This window comes from Brevundimonas sp. AVps7 (assembly GCF_058681545.1).
Map to the genome: position 1 here is coordinate 2,034,521 of NZ_CM178742.1, position 15,353 is coordinate 2,049,873.

Below are 15,353 nucleotides of genomic sequence, written 5' to 3' on the forward strand. Positions count from 1 at the left end.
TTCTCTCACCCGCCGGTCGCGAGCTGCCAGCCGTTGACGACGGCGTCGACGGAGGCTGCGGTGTAGTTCAGGACCAGGTCCGGCTGCACGCCCAGCCAGATGGTGCCGACGATCAGGGGGACGAAGATGACCAGCTCGCGCAGGTCGATGTCCTTGATCGTGGCCAGGGCCGGGTTGGTGATCTCGCCGAACATGACGTTGCGATACAGGGTCAGGGCATAGACCGCCGACAGGATGACGCCCGTCGCGGCCACGAAGGCAGCCCAGGTCGAGGCCTGATAGACGCCGGTCATCGTCAGGATCTCGCCGACGAAGCCCGAGGTCCCCGGCAGGCCGACGTTGGCCATGGTGAACATCAGGAAGATGGCCGCGTACCAGGGCATCCGGTTGGTCAGGCCGCCGTAGAAGGCGATCTCGCGGGTGTGCATCCGGTCATAGACGACGCCGACGCAGAGGAAGAGCGCGCCCGAGATCAGGCCGTGGCTCAGCATCTGGAAGACGGCGCCCTGCATGCCCTGGGCGTTGCCGGCGAAGATCCCCATCGTCACGAAGCCCATGTGGGCGACCGACGAATAGGCGATCAGCTTCTTGATGTCCGTCTGACGGAAGGCGACCAGCGAGGTGTAGGCGATGGCGATCACCGACAGGGTGAAGACCAGTGGCCGGTACAGCACCGACGCATCCGGGAACATCGGCACGTTGAACAGGATGAAGCCGTAGCCGCCGAGCTTCAGCAGGATGCCGGCCAGGATCACCGAGCCCGCCGTCGGCGCCTGGACGTGGGCGTCGGGCAGCCAGGTGTGGACCGGCCACATCGGCATCTTGACCGCGAAGGAGGCGAAGAAGGCCAGCCACAGGATCGACTGGGCCCAGGGACCGAAGGCGTATTCCTTCAGCGCCGGGATCGACGTCGTGCCGGCCTCGTTGGCCATCCACAGCATGGCCAGCAGCATCAGAACGGACCCGAGCAGGGTGTAGAGGAAGAACTTGTAGGCGGCGTAGATCCGGTTCGCCCCGCCCCACACGCCGATGATGATGAACATCGGAACGAGGGTGCCCTCGAAGAAGATGTAGAACAGGAACAGGTCCAGCGACGTGAAGACGCCGATGACCAGGGTCTCCAGCACCAGGAAGGCGATCATGTAGTCGCCGACGCGCGTCTCGACCGACTTCCAGCTGGCCAGGATGCAGATCGGCATCAGGAAGGCGGTCAGCAGGACGAACAGGATCGAGACCCCGTCGACGCCCAGGTGATAGCCGGCTCCCGCGAACCAGACGTAGTTTTCGACGAACTGATAGGCGGCGTTGGAGCTGTCGAACTGCAGCACCAGCAACGTCGAGACGGCCAGCACGACAAGCGTCATGACCATGGCGACCCAGCGGGCAATATTGTCCTGGTTGGACTTCGCCAGCAGCTTGGCGAGCAGGATCAGACCCGCGCCGACCAGCGGCAGGAAGGTGACCACGCTCAGGATGTTGGGGATCGTACCCATAACTCAGGCGCCCCAGGTGTAGATGGCGAACGCAAGCAGACCGGCCACGCCGAGCAGCATCACGAACGCATAGTGATAGACATAGCCGGACTGGATCTTGGCCAGTCGCGCGGCGGACTTCAGCGACGCCCAGGCGAAGCCGTTCGGCCCCAGCCCGTCGATGATCTTCACGTCCCCGATCTTCCAGAACAGATCGCCAAGGCCCTTGGCGCCGCGCACGAAGATGAAGTCGTAGATCTCGTCGAAGTACCACTTGTTGTAGAGGAAGCTCCACAGCGGGCCCTGGTTGGCCGCCATCCGCTTCGCCAGGCCTTCGCGCAGGACGTAGTAGTAGAAGGCGATGAAGGCGCCGAGCAGGGTCACCACCAGCGGCGACCACTTCACCCATTTCGGAACCTCGTGGCTGTCGTGCAGGACGTGGTTGGTCGGGCCGTTGAAGATGGCGCCGCGCCAGAACTCGGCCTCGTGGTGGCCGATGAAGCTCGGGGCGAAGACGAAGCCGGCCGCGATCGCGCCGACCGACAGGGCGATCAGCGGCACGAGCATGATCCACGGGCTCTCGTGCGGCTTCAGCGGGCCGTGATGACCGTGGTCGTCGTGAGCATGATCGTCATGCGCGTCGGGCTCGGAATGGGTCTCGATCTGCGCATGCGAGGCGTGATCGTCGGCGTGATCATGCGCGTGCGCAGCCATCGCCTCTTCCGTCCACTGGGGCTTGTTGTGGAAGGTCATGAAGATCAGCCGCCACGAATAGTAGCTGGTCAGGGCCGCGGCGAAGATGCCGACGACGAAGGCGAAATAGCCCGCCGCGGAATGGCCCGTCGTGGCCGCCGCATAGGCGCTCTCGATGATCGAGTCCTTGGAGTAGAAGCCGGCGAAGCCGCCGATTTCGGGGATGCCCAGGCCGGTGATGGCGATCGTGCCGATCATCATCACGGCATAGGTGACGGGCAGCAGCTTCCACAGTCCGCCCATCTTCCGCATGTCCTGCTCGTGATGCATGCCGTGGATCACCGAGCCGGCGCCCAGGAACAGCAGGGCCTTGAAGAAGGCGTGGGTGAACAGGTGGAACATGGCGGATTCGTAGACGCCGACACCCGCCGCGAAGAACATGTAGCCGAGCTGCGAACAGGTCGAATAGGCGATGACCCGCTTGATGTCGTTCTGCATCAGCCCGACCGTCGCAGCGAACAGGGCCGTGACCGCGCCGGTGATGGCGATCAGCAAGGACGCCGTCGGCGCATACTCGTAGATCGGGCTCAGCAGACAGACCATGTAGACGCCGGCGGTGACCATGGTCGCCGCGTGGATCAGGGCCGAGACCGGCGTCGGGCCCTCCATGGCGTCGGGCAGCCAGGTGTGCAGGAAGAACTGGGCGGACTTGCCCATGGCGCCGATGAACAGCAGCGCGCCGGCCAGGTCGAGCGCCGACCAGGTGTAGCCCAGGAACTCCCAGCCCGTGCCGGCCTTCGAGGCGATCATCGGGAACAGTTCGGCGAACTCGATCGTGCCGAACATCCAGAAGACGGTGATGATGCCCAGGGCGAAGCCGAAGTCGCCGACGCGGTTGACGACGAAGGCCTTGATGGCGGCGGCCGAGGCGGTCGATTTCTTGAACCAGAAGCCGATCAGCAGGTAAGAGGCGAGGCCCACCCCTTCCCAGCCGAAGAACAGTTGCATGAAGTCGGCGGCGGTGACCAGCGCAAGCATGGCGAAGGTGAACAGGGACAGATAGGCGAAGAAGCGCGGCTTACTGTCGTCCTCGGCCATATAGCCCCAGGAATACAGGTGCACGAGCGAGGAGACCGTCGTGACCACGACCAGCATGGTCGCCGACAGGGCGTCGACGCGGATCGACCAGTTCGACTGGAAATCGCCCACGGTGATGAAGGGCGACACGACGACCGTGAACGGCTCCAGGTGACCCCAGGTCCACTGGCTGAACACGGTCCAGGCCACGGCGCACGAGAAGAACAGCAGGCCGGTCGTGATGGCTTGCGAAGGGATGTCGCCGATGCGGCGGCCGAAGAAGCCGGCGATCGCGGCGCCGAGCAGAGGGGCGAAGACGCCCAGGGTGACGAGCAGTTCGAGAGACACGATCAGCCCTTCATCACGCTGGCGTCGTCAACCGCGATATCGCCGCGGTTGCGGAAGAAGGTCACCAGGATGGCGAGGCCTACGGCGGCCTCGGCGGCGGCCACGGTCAGGACGAACATCGCCATGATCTGCCCCTGCACGTCGTGCAGATAGGCCGAGAAGGCGACGAAATTGATGTTCACGGCCAGCAGGATCAGCTCGACCGACATCAGGATGATGATGACGTTCTTGCGGTTCACAAAGATGCCGAAGACCCCGATGGTGAACAGCATCGCCGCCACCGCCAGATAGTGCTGCAGGGTGACTTCCATCAGCGCAGTTCCTCGCCGGTGACGCCGACGCCGGTGACGACGCCCTTGATCTCGACCGACGTCTTGCGGTCGCGGTTGGTCTGGGCGCCCGGGTCCTGGCGGCGGACCGAGGTCCGCTTGCGCAGGGTCAGGACGATGGCGCCGATCATGGCGATCAGCAGCACGATCCCGGCCGCCTGGAAGAAGTAGATGTAGTCCGTGTAGAGCACACGCCCGATCACCTCGACGTTCGAGGCGTCGGGGGTCGCGGCGGACGGAGCCACGGCGTCAGCGGCCGCACCGCCTTGCACCACCACGATCGAGATCATGATCATCTCGGCCAGCAGGATGCCCGCCACGATCGCCGCCAGCGGCAGATAGGTAGCGTAGCCCTCGCGCAGGCGGACGAAGTCGACGTCCAGCATCATAACGACGAACAGGAACAGCACCGCGACGGCGCCGACGTAGACGACCACCAGCAGCATCGCCAGGAACTCCGCGCCCAAAAGGACGAACAGACCCGCCGACGAGAAGAAGGCCAGGATCAGCCACAGGACCGAGTGCACGGGATTGCGCGCCGTCACGACCAGAAGGCCGGACAGAACGGCGGTCGCCGCCATCAGATAGAACGCTATGCCTTGCAGCATGGGAGGGACGATGCCCCTTTCAGTCGGTTGGGCGGCGAACCCGTCGGGATTCGCGCGCTTCGTTTAGCGATAGGGGGCGTCGAGTTCCAGATTCTTCGCGATCTGCCGTTCCCAGCGGTCGCCGTTATCCAGCAGTCGGGCCTTGTCGTAGTAGAGTTCTTCGCGCGTCTCGGTCGCGAACTCCGAGTTCGGTCCCTCGACGATGGCGTCCACCGGGCAGGCCTCCTGGCACAGGCCGCAGTAGATGCATTTGACCATGTCTATGTCGTAGCGGGTCGTGCGGCGGCTGCCGTCCGAGCGCGGCTCTGACTCGATCGTGATAGCCTGGGCCGGGCAGATGGCCTCGCACAGCTTGCAGGCGATACAGCGCTCCTCGCCGTTCGCATAGCGACGCAGGGCATGCTCGCCCCGGAAACGCGGCGATTGCGGGCCGCGCTCGAACGGATAGTTCACGGTCGCCTTGGGGCGAGCCATGTACTTCAGCGACAGGCCGATGGCGCCGAGCAGGTCCAGCATCATCGCGCCCTTGGCGGCCTGGGCGATACGCGTGATCATCGGACGGGGTCTCCCGGACGCGAGCAGTCGCGACGATAGCGATCCGTGTCCTTGTTCATGATGGCGCACAGGCGGACGCGCTCGGCCTCCTGGCGCTCGATGCCTTCCTGGCGACGTTGCCACTGATAGGGCGAGGTGGGGTCGGCTTCATACGGCGCCGGGAAGGCGCAGCCGGCCAATGTGACAGCAGTCAGGGCGAGGAGGGTCATACGGATCATGCCCCCACCGCGAAGACGCGCCAGGCCGAGACGATGACAACCGCGACAAGCGAAGTCGGCAGGAAGATCTTCCAGCCCAGACGCATCAGCTGGTCATAGCGGTAGCGAGGCACGAAGGCCTTCACCAGCGAGATCATGAAGAACCAGAAGACGATCTTGGCGAAAAAGACCAGGAACAGCAGCAGGTTGAGCAGGAATGGGGGCCAGTCGGCGGCGAAGTCGATCGGGAAGCCGGGGTTCCAGCCGCCGAAGAACAGGATGCTCATCATCGCGCACATGAAGATGATGTTCACGTACTCGCCCATCATGAAGAGCAGGTACGGCGTCGACGAGTATTCCACCTGATAGCCGGCCACGAGTTCGGACTCGGCCTCAGGCAGGTCGAACGGCGGGCGGTTGGTTTCGGCCAAGGCCGAGACGAAGAACATCACCATCATCGGTATCATGACGACGAACAGCGGCCAGGTCCCCTCGCCGCCCCCGAAGACGTACCAGTTCCAGATCCAGCCTTCCTGCGACGCCACGATGGACGACAGGTTCATGGTCCCGGCCAGAAGGATGACGTTAATGATGATCAGGCCGATGGAGACCTCGTAGGACACCATCTGCGCCGCGGACCGCAGCGAACCGAGGAACGGATACTTCGAGTTCGAAGCCCAGCCGCCCATGATGATGCCGTAGACGCCCATCGAGCTGATCGCGAAGACGTAGAGGATGCCGACGTTCAGATCGGACACGACCCAGCCGGGCGCGAACGGAATGACCGCCCAGACGATGAAGGCTGTGATTACGGTGATCACCGGGGCCAGCAGGAAGACGATCTTGTCCGCGCCGGCGGGGACGACGATCTCCTTCAGAACGAACTTGATCATGTCCGCGAAGGACTGGAGCAGGCCGAACGGGCCGACGACGTTCGGGCCCTTCCGCATCTGCACGCCCGCCCAGATCTTGCGGTCGGCCAGCAGCAGGAAGGCGACGGCGATCAGCACCCCGACGGTGATCAGGGCGACAGCCCCGGTCGTGGCCAGGGTCCAGCCGAGCGGCGTGGTCCAGAAGGAAGTCGATTCCATGCGTCTACTCCGCCGCCAGCAGGGCCGGAGACATGCGCTGGGCGCTGAGCTCGGCCATGGTCGCGCTGGCGCGCGCGATCGGGTTGTTCAGATAGGGGTCGACCACGGCTGAGGCGAAGGCGACATCGCCCAGCTCGCCCTTCTGACCCAGGCTGGCGACCTCGAATGACGCGGCTGGAGCCAGGTAGTCGATGCGGCCGAAGGTCGGGTGGTCCGCCATCAGCTTCGTGCGAAGCTGGTCGAGCGTATCGTAAGGCAGGGTGTGGCCGACGCGTTCCGACAGGGCGCGGATGATGGCCCAGTCCTCTTTCGCGTCACCCTTCGGGAAGACGGCGCGTTCGCCCATCTGAACCCGGCCCTCGGTGTTGACGTAGAGGCCCGACTTCTCGGTCCAGGCGGCGCCCGGCAGGATGACATCGGCGGTGTGCGCGCCGCGGTCGCCATGGCTGCCCAGATAGACCTTGAAGGCCTTCGAAGGACCGGTCTCGATCTCGTCGGCGCCCAGCAGGAACAGGACGTCCAGCGCGTCGCGCTGAACCATCGCGTGGGCGGACAGTCCGCCCGCCGCAGGCACGAAGCCCATGTCCAGGCCGCCAACGCGAGCGGCGGCGTGATGCAGGACGTTGAAGCCGTTCCAGCCGTCCTTCACGACGCCGACCTTGGCGGCCAGCTTGCCGAGCTGGTTCAGCACCCTGGCTCCGTCCGGACCCGACAGGGCGCCGGCGCCGACCACGATGGCCGGACGTTCGGCGTTCGACAGGGCGTCTGCAGCGGCCTTCGGCAGCTTCGCCAGGGTCTTCGTTCCCCGACCCACGACATCGTAGTCGTAGGTCAGGTCGGCGGACTCGCCGATGACGCCGACGCGGGTCTTGCCGGCCAGCCAGCTCTTGCGGATCCGCTGGTTCAGCAGCGGCGCCTCGGTGCGCGGATTGACGCCCACCAGCAGGATGGAGTCAGCCTCTTCCAGCCCTTGCAGGCCGGTGTTGAACAGCCAGCCCTCGCGCGGGCCGTAGCCCATGGCCGAGCCGTCCTGGCGGCAGTCGGTGTTGTTCGAGCCGAGGGCGCGGAAGAGGTCCAGCGCGGCCTTCATCGATTCCGCGTCCTGCAGATCGCCGGCGATGACGCCGATCTTGTCCGCAGAGGCGGCCTTCAGCTTCGATGCGACGACGTTCAGCGCCTCGTCCCACGAGGCGGCGCGCAGCTTGCCGTTCTCGCGCACATAGGGTCGGTCCAGACGACGCGCCTGCAGGCCATCGACGACGTAGCGGCTCTTGTCAGACAGCCACTCCTCGTTGATGCCCTCGTGCACGCGCGGCAGGATGCGCATCACCTCGGCGCCCTTGGACTGGGCCGAGATGTTGGAGCCAAGGGCGTCCATGACGTCGATGGTCTCGGTCTTCTTCAGTTCCCACGGACGATAGTGGAACTGCCAGGGCCGGTGCGTCAGGGCGCCGACGGGGCACAGGTCGTTGACGTTGCCCGACAGCTCGGAGTTGACCGCCTGTTCGAGATAGGTCGTGATCTCGGCGTCCTCGCCGCGCGAGATCATGCCGATGTCCGGCACCCCTGCGACTTCCGAGATGAACCTCACGCAGCGGGTGCACTGGATGCACCGCGTCATGAAGGTCTTGATCGTCGGCCCCATGTGCTTTTCTTCGACCGCGCGCTTGTTCTCCGCATAGCGGGAACCGTCGCGGCCATAGCCCATGGCCTGGTCCTGCAGATCGCACTCGCCGCCCTGGTCGCAGATCGGGCAGTCCAGCGGGTGGTTGATGAGCAGGAACTCCATCACCCCTTCGCGGGCCTTCTTCACCATCGGCGTGTCGGTGAAGATCATCTGACCTTCGGCGGCCGGCAGGGCGCACGACGCCTGGGGCTTCGGCGGTCCGGGCTTCACCTCGACCAGGCACATGCGGCAGTTGCCGGCGATTGAAAGTCGTTCGTGGTAGCAGAAACGCGGGATCTCGTGTCCGGCGCGCTCGGCGACCTGGAGCACGGTCATGCCGGGCTCGAACTCGACATCGACGCCGTTGACCTTGGCGACGGGCATCAGCGGACCTCTTCTTCAGCGCGAACGACCTCGGCGGCCGTCTGCGTCGTGCCGTCAGGCAGCGTTTGGGTGATCTCGATCTCGTCGCCGCGCATCGCGTAGCGGACGACCGGATCGCCGGATTCATTCATCCACCGCACGGAGGCGGGGTCGGGCAGTTCGAGCGGCTTCCACACGACCAGACCGTCGGCGGCGCGGCACTGGGCCTTCATCAGACCGCCGTCGACCGGGGCGCGCCACTGGGCGTTCACGACCTGACCTTCGATGCCGGTCAGTTCGATGGAGGCCACCTCCTGGCCGTGGATGGCGGCGAGGCCGGCCTTGCACACGCGGCGCAGGTCGACGGCCGTCAGGACGGCCGGCGTCCGGGCCACCGCGTCGGACACCGGCGCCTCGGCGGCGACGATCTCCGTCGGCGTCGGCTCGGCCTTCTCCGGTGCCTGGTTGCAGGCGGCGAGAGCGGCGATCGCCACGGTCAGGGTGAGCGCACTCCGCATCCCCTACTCCGCCGCGATGGCGTGGCCGGCGAAGTTCGCGCGGCGTGAGCGGTAGGCCGAGATACGGTCCTCGATCTCGTGACGGAAGTGACGGATCAGGCCCTGGACCGGCCATGCAGCGGCGTCGCCGAGGGCGCAGATGGTGTGGCCCTCGACCTGACCGGCGACGTCGAGCAGCAGGTCGATCTCCGACGGATCGGCCTCGCCCACCGCCATGCGTTCCAGCACGCGCCACATCCAGCCGGTGCCTTCTCGGCACGGGGTGCACTGGCCGCAGCTCTCATGCTTGTAGAAGTAGCTGATGCGGGCGATCGCCTTCACCAGATCGGTCGACTCGTCCATGACGATGACGGCCGCGGTGCCCAGGCCCGACTTCATGTCGCGCAAGGAATCGAAGTCCATCAACGCCGTCTCGGACATCTCGCGGGTGATCAGGGGCACGGAGACCCCGCCCGGGATCACGGCCTTCAGGTTGCCCCAGCCGCCACGGACGCCGCCGCAATGCTCTTCCAGCAGCTGACGCAGCGGGATCGACATGGCTTCTTCGACGTTGCACGGGCGGTTCACGTGGCCCGAGATCGACATCAGCTTGGTGCCGGTGTTGTTGGCGCGACCGAAGCCGGCGAACCACTCGGCCCCGCGACGCAGGATCGTGCCGACTACGGCGATCGACTCGACGTTGTTCACCGTGGTCGGGCAGCCATAGAGGCCGGCGCCGGCCGGGAACGGCGGCTTCAGGCGCGGCTGGCCCTTCTTGCCTTCAAGGCTTTCCAGCAGGGCGGTCTCTTCGCCGCAGATGTAAGCGCCGGCGCCGTGATGAATGTAGACGTCGAAGTCCCAGCCATGGACGTTGTTCTTGCCGATCAGTTTGGCCTCATAGGCCTGCTTGACCGCCGCCTCCATACGCTCGCGCTCGAGCACATATTCGCCGCGCAGATAGATGTAGCAGGCGTGGGCCTGCATCGCGAAGGAGGCGATCAGGCAGCCTTCGATCAGCAGGTGCGGATCATGGCGCATGATCTCCCGGTCTTTGCAGGTGCCCGGTTCGGATTCGTCGGCGTTGACGACGAGATAGTGAGGACGATCCTTCAGCTCCTTGGGCATGAAGGACCACTTCAGACCCGTCGAGAAGCCGGCGCCACCGCGTCCGCGCAGACCCGAGTTCTTCACGTTGGTGATGAGCCAGTCGCGGCCCATGTCCAGCATATCCTTGGTCGCGTTCCAGCAGCCGCGGGTCTTCGCGCCCTCGAGGCCCCAGTCCTGGAGCCCGTACAGGTTGGTGAAGATGCGATCCTTGTCTTGCAGCAGGCCGACCATCAGCGGGGTCCCTCCACGACCTGAGCCGCCGACGCCCTTGCCGCGCGGGCGAGAGAGTTCGCTGCGACGATCGCCGGTCGGGCGCTCGGTTGGCGGCGGCGGACGCTGGCCGCCTGAATTCGTGGGTGACTGATCAGGCGCATTCGGGGAACCGGCGGGAGGAGACGGAGGTGACGGCGCGGCGGGCGCCGCGGGGACAGGCTGTGCCGAGGCTCCGCCCAGAGGCAGAGCGCTGACGCCCATCAGATTGGCCATGAACAGGCCGGCGACGTTGCGCTTCGGCGGTTTGCCAGATGGTTTTGATGTCACGACGGTCCCCCGAACGCCTTGAGATCATGAATAGTGCACCGGTCGTCGGACAATCACGCGACGGTTCGCCGGCGGCGAGAAGCAAGGCGCTCATTGTGCGCCTCCATCCAGCTCGGCCATGCGGCGGCGATGATAGCGGGTGCGCAGGAAGATGGCCGCCAGCATCAGCGCCCAACCGGCCGCCAGCGCCGCATAGCCCGCCATCTGCACAAATTCGGAGAGCCCGCCCGCGCGTGTCGCGCCCCAGACCAGAATGGCACCGAGCAGCACCAGGCCGAAGCCCGCCAGCCGCTGGTTGCGGCCCACGGCGCGGATTTCCGCGCGATAGGCGGCCACTTTCTCGTCGGTCCTGGCGTCGGTCATGCGCTGACCCCGCCCGGGCGACAGGTTGCTGGTTGAGCGCCCATATCACTTATTGACCTTGGGCTTGCGCACCCGTCCGGCCACCCCGATGGCGATGAACGCGAGGCCGATCGCGAGAAAGGCCGCGTTGTTGTCGCCGGACAACCCGAGGACGAAGAACACGAACCCGATCGCGAAGAAGGCGTCGGAGTTCTTCAGGGATTTGCCCGACTTGGGATCGACAGGTTCGGTCATGCCGTCACCGGCTCCGCGTTCGGCAGCTTCGTGATGGGCTTGGCGGCCGAGCCGTCATAGAGCTTCGGATCGGTCAGGGTCAGGGCCCCGCCCTCCGGCGCCGAATTGACGCGGTCGACGCGCGGGCCCGGCTTGGGCGTCTTGCCGGCCGCGAAGTCGTCGATAATCTGGTTCATGTCCGAGGCCGTCAGGTCCTCGAAATAGTAGTCGTTGACCATGGCCATAGGCGCGTTGACGCAGGCGCCGAGGCACTCGACCTCTTCCCAGTAGAATTTGCCGTCGGCCGACAGGGTCTGTTTCGGGCCGATCCGGTCCTTGCAGACCTTCATCAGGTCGCCCGAGCCGCGCAGCATGCAGGGCGTCGTGCCGCAGACCTGGATCAGGGCGGCCGAGCCGACCGGCTCCAGCATGAACATCGTGTAGAAGGTCGCGACCTCCAGCACCCGGATGTAGGCCATGTCGAGCTTGTCGGCGATCGCGCGGATGGCGGGTTCGGAGACCCAGCCTTCCTGCTTCTGGACCAGCCACAGCATCGGGATCACGGCCGAGCGCGCGCGGTCCGCCGGATATTTGGCGATCCACCACTCGACCTTCTTCATCGTGTCCTTCGAGAAGGCGAACGAAGCGGGCTGTTCCTTGGCGAGGCGGCGAACCGACATCAGACGTCCATTTCCGAGGCGACGACGCCGTCGCCGATCATCTTCTTGCGCAGGGTGAGAATGCGATGCTGACCCTGCCGGGCCAGCAGCACGTTGTGCTGCCAGGTCTCGCCGCCGCTGTCGGTCACCGAATAGGACACCACGGTCCAGCCCTGGCGGACGAGGTCGCTGAGAGGGGTGTTGCTCATGAGAAGGCCTTCTTGCGCAGGGCCTCGACACGATCTCGCGCACGACGGACGGGCGGGAGCAGGAAGCTGGCGGCAAAGCCGATGACCGAAAGTCCGAGCAGGATCGGGAACCACCAGGCCGCATCCCGAAGGTCAGGGAGGAACCCGCCCACGGTGATCATCACCAGAAGCGGCGCCAGCGGGCCGACGACGAGCAGTTCGTCCAGCATGCGACCCTTGCGGCCTCCGGGGTGCATCGCATTCCGGGGATCGTTCATGTTGGCGACGAAGATCACGCCGCCGAATATCAGCAAGCCGATGACGATGACCGTCCCCAGGGTGATGTCGGCGAACAGTTCGGTCACTAGCGGTCGACCTCGCCGAAGACGATGTCGAGCGAACCCAGGATGGCGGAAACGTCGGCCAGCATGTGGCCGCGGTTCATCCAGTCCATCGCCTGAAGGTGACGGAAGCCGGGAGCCGAGATCTTGACGCGGTACGGCTTGTTGGTGCCGTCCGAGACCAGATAGATGCCGAACTCGCCCTTGGGCGCCTCGACGGCGGCGTAGACCTCGCCGGCCGGGGTGTGGAAGCCTTCGGTGTAGAGCTTGAAGTGATGGATCAGGGCTTCCATCGACCGCTTCATCTCACCGCGCTTGGGCGGGACGATCTTGTTGTCCTCGACCATGACCGGATCGCCGGGGCAGTTGCGGAGCTTGTGGATGCACTGCTCCATGATGTGCACCGACTGCTTCATCTCCTCGATGCGCACGAGGTAGCGGTCCCAGCAGTCGCCGTTCTTGCCGACGACGATGTCGAACTCCAGCTCGGCATAGCATTCGTAGGGCTGCGACTTGCGCAGGTCCCAGGCGATGTTGGACCCGCGCAGCATCACGCCGGAGAAGCCCCACTGCAGCGCCTCTTCCTTGGACACCACGCCGATGTCGACGTTCCGCTGCTTGAAGATGCGGTTTTCGGTGACGAGGCTCTCGATGTCCTTCAGCGCCGCCGGGAACTCTGCGCACCAGCGGCCGATGTCGTCGATCAGCGCCATCGGCAGGTCCTGATGGACGCCGCCGGGACGGAAGTAGTTGGCGTGAAGACGCGCGCCACAGGCCCGCTCATAGAAGACCATGAGCTTCTCGCGCTGCTCGAAGCCCCACAGCGGCGGCGTCAGGGCGCCGACGTCCAGGGCCTGGGTCGTCACGTTCAGCATGTGCGACAGGATGCGGCCGATTTCCGAGTACAGGACCCGGATCAGCTGGGCGCGGTACGGGACCTCGATCTCCAGCAGCCGCTCGATGGCCAGGCAGAAGGCATGCTCCTGGTTCATCGGTGCGACGTAGTCGAGCCGGTCCAGATAGGGCACGTTCTGGAGGTAGGTGCGGGCCTCCATCAGCTTCTCGGTGCCGCGGTGCAGCAGGCCGATGTGCGGATCGACGCGTTCGACGACCTCGCCGTCCAGCTCCAGCACCAGACGCAGCACGCCGTGCGCGGCCGGGTGTTGCGGGCCGAAGTTGATGGTGAACTTGCGGTCGTCCATCTCGCGCGCATGCGCGGTCCGGCCGTCGTCGAAAGCGATGTGACCGAGGTCGTCGACGACGACGTTCAGGTCGGCGCGGTCGGGCGTCTTGTTCGCGATGGGGTGTCCGTCAGCCATTAGGCCTTGCCTCCCGAAGGCGTTCCGGCCGAGCCGACGGCCTTCTCGTCGCCCGGCAGGACCGGGGCCGGATACTCGGCGCCTTCCCAGGGGGAGAGGAAGTCGAAGTTGCGATATTCCTGGGTCAGCTTGACGGGTTCATAGACCACCCGCTTCTGCTCCTCGTCGTAGCGGACCTCGACATAGCCCGTCATCGGGAAGTCCTTGCGCAGCGGATGCCCCTGGAAGCCGTAGTCGGTCAGGAGCCGGCGCAGGTCCGGGTGGTTGGAGAACATCACGCCGTACATGTCGAACGCCTCGCGCTCGAACCAGCCGGCCGAGGGATAGACCTCGATCACGCTGGGGACGGGCTGGACCTCGTCGGTCGCCACCTTGACCCGGAGGCGCGCGTTCCGCGTCAGGGACAGCAGATGATAGACCACGTCGAACCGCTCGGCCCGATCCGGATAGTCCACGCCGCAGACGTCCAGCAGTTGCTGGAAGCCGAACCGGTCGCGCAGCGAGGTCAGAACCTCGATGATCCGGTCGCGGTGGCAGGCGATCGTCAGCTCGCCCCAGGCCAGGCTCGCATCGACCTGCAGCTCGGCGACCATCTCCTGACCCAGCGGGGTCAGGGTCTCGGTATTGCGTGCGACCGTCGCGAGGTGGCCGTTCATCGAAGGGACGCTCATCGTTCGATGGTCCCGGTGCGACGAATCTTCTTCTGCAGCTGCAGCAGGCCGTAGATTAGAGCTTCGGCAGTAGGCGGGCAGCCGGGAACGTAAGCATCGACAGGCACAATGCGGTCGCAGCCGCGAACCACACTGTAACTATAGTGATAATATCCGCCGCCGTTGGCGCAGGAACCCATCGACAACACGTAACGCGGGTCCGGCATCTGGTCGTATACCTTACGAAGCGCCGGGGCCATCTTGTTGGTCAGGGTGCCGGCGACGATCATCAGGTCCGACTGGCGCGGGCTGGCGCGCGGGGCCATGCCGAAGCGCTCCAGGTCATAGCGCGGCATCGAGGCCTGGATCATCTCCACGGCGCAGCAGGCCAGACCGAACGTCATCCACATCAGCGAACCCGTGCGTGCCCAGTTGATGACGTCGTCCAGCGACGCGGTCAGGAAGCCCTGCTCGGCGATCTCGGTGTTGACCGCCTCGAAGAACTTGTCGTGCAGCTTGGGGTCATAGCCCTGGACCGTCGACCGCGCACCCTGACCGAAGGCGGTCGGCAGCGGCGAGGACGGGGCGATGAGGCCGGTGGGGGAAATCACTGCCATTCCAGCGCGCCCTTCTTCCATTCGTAGATGAAGCCGACGGTCAGGACGCCCAGGAAGGCCATCATCGACCAGAAGGCGAAGATCATGCCGCCACGGGTCAGGTCGAAGATCGACACGGCCCAGGGGAAGAGGAAGGCCACTTCCAGGTCGAAGATGATGAACAGGATCGACACGAGATAGAACCGCACGTCGAACTTCATCCGCGCGTCGTCGAAGGCGTTGAAGCCGCACTCATAGGCCGAGAGCTTCTCGGAGTCGGGGCTCGACGGGGCCATGGCCCAGGAGGCGACCATGAAGCCGACGCCGATGATCGTGGCGATGCCCACGAAGATCACGATCGGCAGATACTGAAGAAGAAATGCGTTCATAGAATTGGGTCCGGGCCGCGTGGGAGGGCGGCGGATTCGGCGCTTTCTAGACCCAACCCGGCGACGGTTCAAACCCAAGCGGCCAAAGGATT

19 protein-coding genes are annotated in these 15,353 nt (G+C 65.3%); all 19 read right to left on the bottom strand.

Annotated elements, in window-relative coordinates; genetic code table 11:
- Nucleotides 1-5: 5 nt before the first annotated feature.
- Entirely contained in the window at nt 6-1,493 is a 1,488-nt protein-coding gene (locus ACW17Y_RS10205; protein ID WP_492035605.1) for an NADH-quinone oxidoreductase subunit M, read from the bottom strand.
- A 3-nt stretch (nt 1,494-1,496) separates the two neighbouring features.
- Nucleotides 1,497-3,590, bottom strand: coding sequence for an NADH-quinone oxidoreductase subunit L (nuoL, locus tag ACW17Y_RS10210; RefSeq protein WP_492035606.1), 2,094 nt, complete (start codon nt 3,588-3,590; stop codon nt 1,497-1,499).
- A gap of 2 nt (nt 3,591-3,592) precedes the next feature.
- Nucleotides 3,593-3,901, bottom strand: a complete 309-nt coding sequence (nuoK, locus tag ACW17Y_RS10215) for an NADH-quinone oxidoreductase subunit NuoK (protein ID WP_298161784.1) — start codon at nt 3,899-3,901, stop codon at nt 3,593-3,595.
- Complete coding sequence (locus tag ACW17Y_RS10220; protein WP_492035607.1) at nt 3,901-4,527, bottom strand: NADH-quinone oxidoreductase subunit J; 627 nt, start codon at nt 4,525-4,527, stop codon at nt 3,901-3,903. The genes nuoK and ACW17Y_RS10220 overlap by 1 nt, the downstream gene beginning before the upstream one ends.
- A gap of 63 nt (nt 4,528-4,590) precedes the next feature.
- Nucleotides 4,591-5,082, bottom strand: coding sequence for an NADH-quinone oxidoreductase subunit NuoI (gene nuoI / locus ACW17Y_RS10225; RefSeq protein WP_492035608.1), 492 nt, complete (start codon nt 5,080-5,082; stop codon nt 4,591-4,593).
- Nucleotides 5,079-5,300: a hypothetical protein gene (locus ACW17Y_RS10230; protein WP_492035609.1), complete on the bottom strand. Its 222-nt coding sequence runs from the start codon at nt 5,298-5,300 to the stop codon at nt 5,079-5,081. Before ACW17Y_RS10230 ends, nuoI begins: the two co-directional genes overlap by 4 nt.
- Nucleotides 5,297-6,370, bottom strand: coding sequence for an NADH-quinone oxidoreductase subunit NuoH (gene nuoH, locus ACW17Y_RS10235; RefSeq protein ID WP_492035610.1), 1,074 nt, complete (start codon nt 6,368-6,370; stop codon nt 5,297-5,299). Before nuoH ends, ACW17Y_RS10230 begins: the two co-directional genes overlap by 4 nt.
- Before the next feature lie 4 nt (nt 6,371-6,374).
- The gene (gene nuoG, locus ACW17Y_RS10240) at nt 6,375-8,420 is read right to left on the bottom strand and encodes an NADH-quinone oxidoreductase subunit NuoG (protein ID WP_492035611.1); all 2,046 of its coding nucleotides are present in this window, start codon (nt 8,418-8,420) and stop codon (nt 6,375-6,377) included.
- Nucleotides 8,420-8,917, bottom strand: coding sequence for a hypothetical protein (locus ACW17Y_RS10245; RefSeq protein WP_492035612.1), 498 nt, complete (start codon nt 8,915-8,917; stop codon nt 8,420-8,422). Before ACW17Y_RS10245 ends, nuoG begins: the two co-directional genes overlap by 1 nt.
- Before the next feature lie 3 nt (nt 8,918-8,920).
- Nucleotides 8,921-10,234: an NADH-quinone oxidoreductase subunit NuoF gene (gene nuoF, locus ACW17Y_RS10250; RefSeq protein ID WP_492035613.1), complete on the bottom strand. Its 1,314-nt coding sequence runs from the start codon at nt 10,232-10,234 to the stop codon at nt 8,921-8,923.
- 399 nt (nt 10,235-10,633) lie between these two features.
- Nucleotides 10,634-10,906, bottom strand: a complete 273-nt coding sequence (locus tag ACW17Y_RS10255; protein WP_492035614.1) for a hypothetical protein — start codon at nt 10,904-10,906, stop codon at nt 10,634-10,636.
- A 45-nt stretch (nt 10,907-10,951) separates the two neighbouring features.
- Nucleotides 10,952-11,140 (bottom strand): hypothetical protein, encoded by a 189-nt coding sequence (locus ACW17Y_RS10260; RefSeq protein ID WP_492035615.1) that lies wholly within the window; start codon nt 11,138-11,140, stop codon nt 10,952-10,954.
- Nucleotides 11,137-11,799 carry an NADH-quinone oxidoreductase subunit NuoE gene (nuoE, locus tag ACW17Y_RS10265; protein WP_492035616.1) on the bottom strand — a complete coding sequence of 221 codons (663 nt, stop codon included), beginning with the start codon at nt 11,797-11,799 and terminating at the stop codon, nt 11,137-11,139. Before nuoE ends, ACW17Y_RS10260 begins: the two co-directional genes overlap by 4 nt.
- Nucleotides 11,799-11,987, bottom strand: a complete 189-nt coding sequence (locus tag ACW17Y_RS10270) for a hypothetical protein (protein ID WP_492035617.1) — start codon at nt 11,985-11,987, stop codon at nt 11,799-11,801. Before ACW17Y_RS10270 ends, nuoE begins: the two co-directional genes overlap by 1 nt.
- Nucleotides 11,984-12,331: a hypothetical protein gene (locus tag ACW17Y_RS10275; RefSeq protein WP_492035618.1), complete on the bottom strand. Its 348-nt coding sequence runs from the start codon at nt 12,329-12,331 to the stop codon at nt 11,984-11,986. The genes ACW17Y_RS10270 and ACW17Y_RS10275 overlap by 4 nt, the downstream gene beginning before the upstream one ends.
- Nucleotides 12,331-13,509 carry an NADH-quinone oxidoreductase subunit D gene (locus ACW17Y_RS10280; RefSeq protein ID WP_492038285.1) on the bottom strand — a complete coding sequence of 393 codons (1,179 nt, stop codon included), beginning with the start codon at nt 13,507-13,509 and terminating at the stop codon, nt 12,331-12,333. The genes ACW17Y_RS10275 and ACW17Y_RS10280 overlap by 1 nt, the downstream gene beginning before the upstream one ends.
- A gap of 116 nt (nt 13,510-13,625) precedes the next feature.
- On the bottom strand, nt 13,626-14,282 hold the full coding sequence (locus tag ACW17Y_RS10285) for an NADH-quinone oxidoreductase subunit C (RefSeq protein WP_492038286.1): 657 nt from the start codon (nt 14,280-14,282) through the stop codon (nt 13,626-13,628).
- Nucleotides 14,283-14,293: 11 nt separating this feature from the next.
- Nucleotides 14,294-14,914, bottom strand: a complete 621-nt coding sequence (locus ACW17Y_RS10290) for a NuoB/complex I 20 kDa subunit family protein (protein WP_492035619.1) — start codon at nt 14,912-14,914, stop codon at nt 14,294-14,296.
- Nucleotides 14,884-15,261, bottom strand: coding sequence for an NADH-quinone oxidoreductase subunit A (locus tag ACW17Y_RS10295; protein WP_492035620.1), 378 nt, complete (start codon nt 15,259-15,261; stop codon nt 14,884-14,886). Before ACW17Y_RS10295 ends, ACW17Y_RS10290 begins: the two co-directional genes overlap by 31 nt.
- Nucleotides 15,262-15,353: the final 92 nt, after the last annotated feature.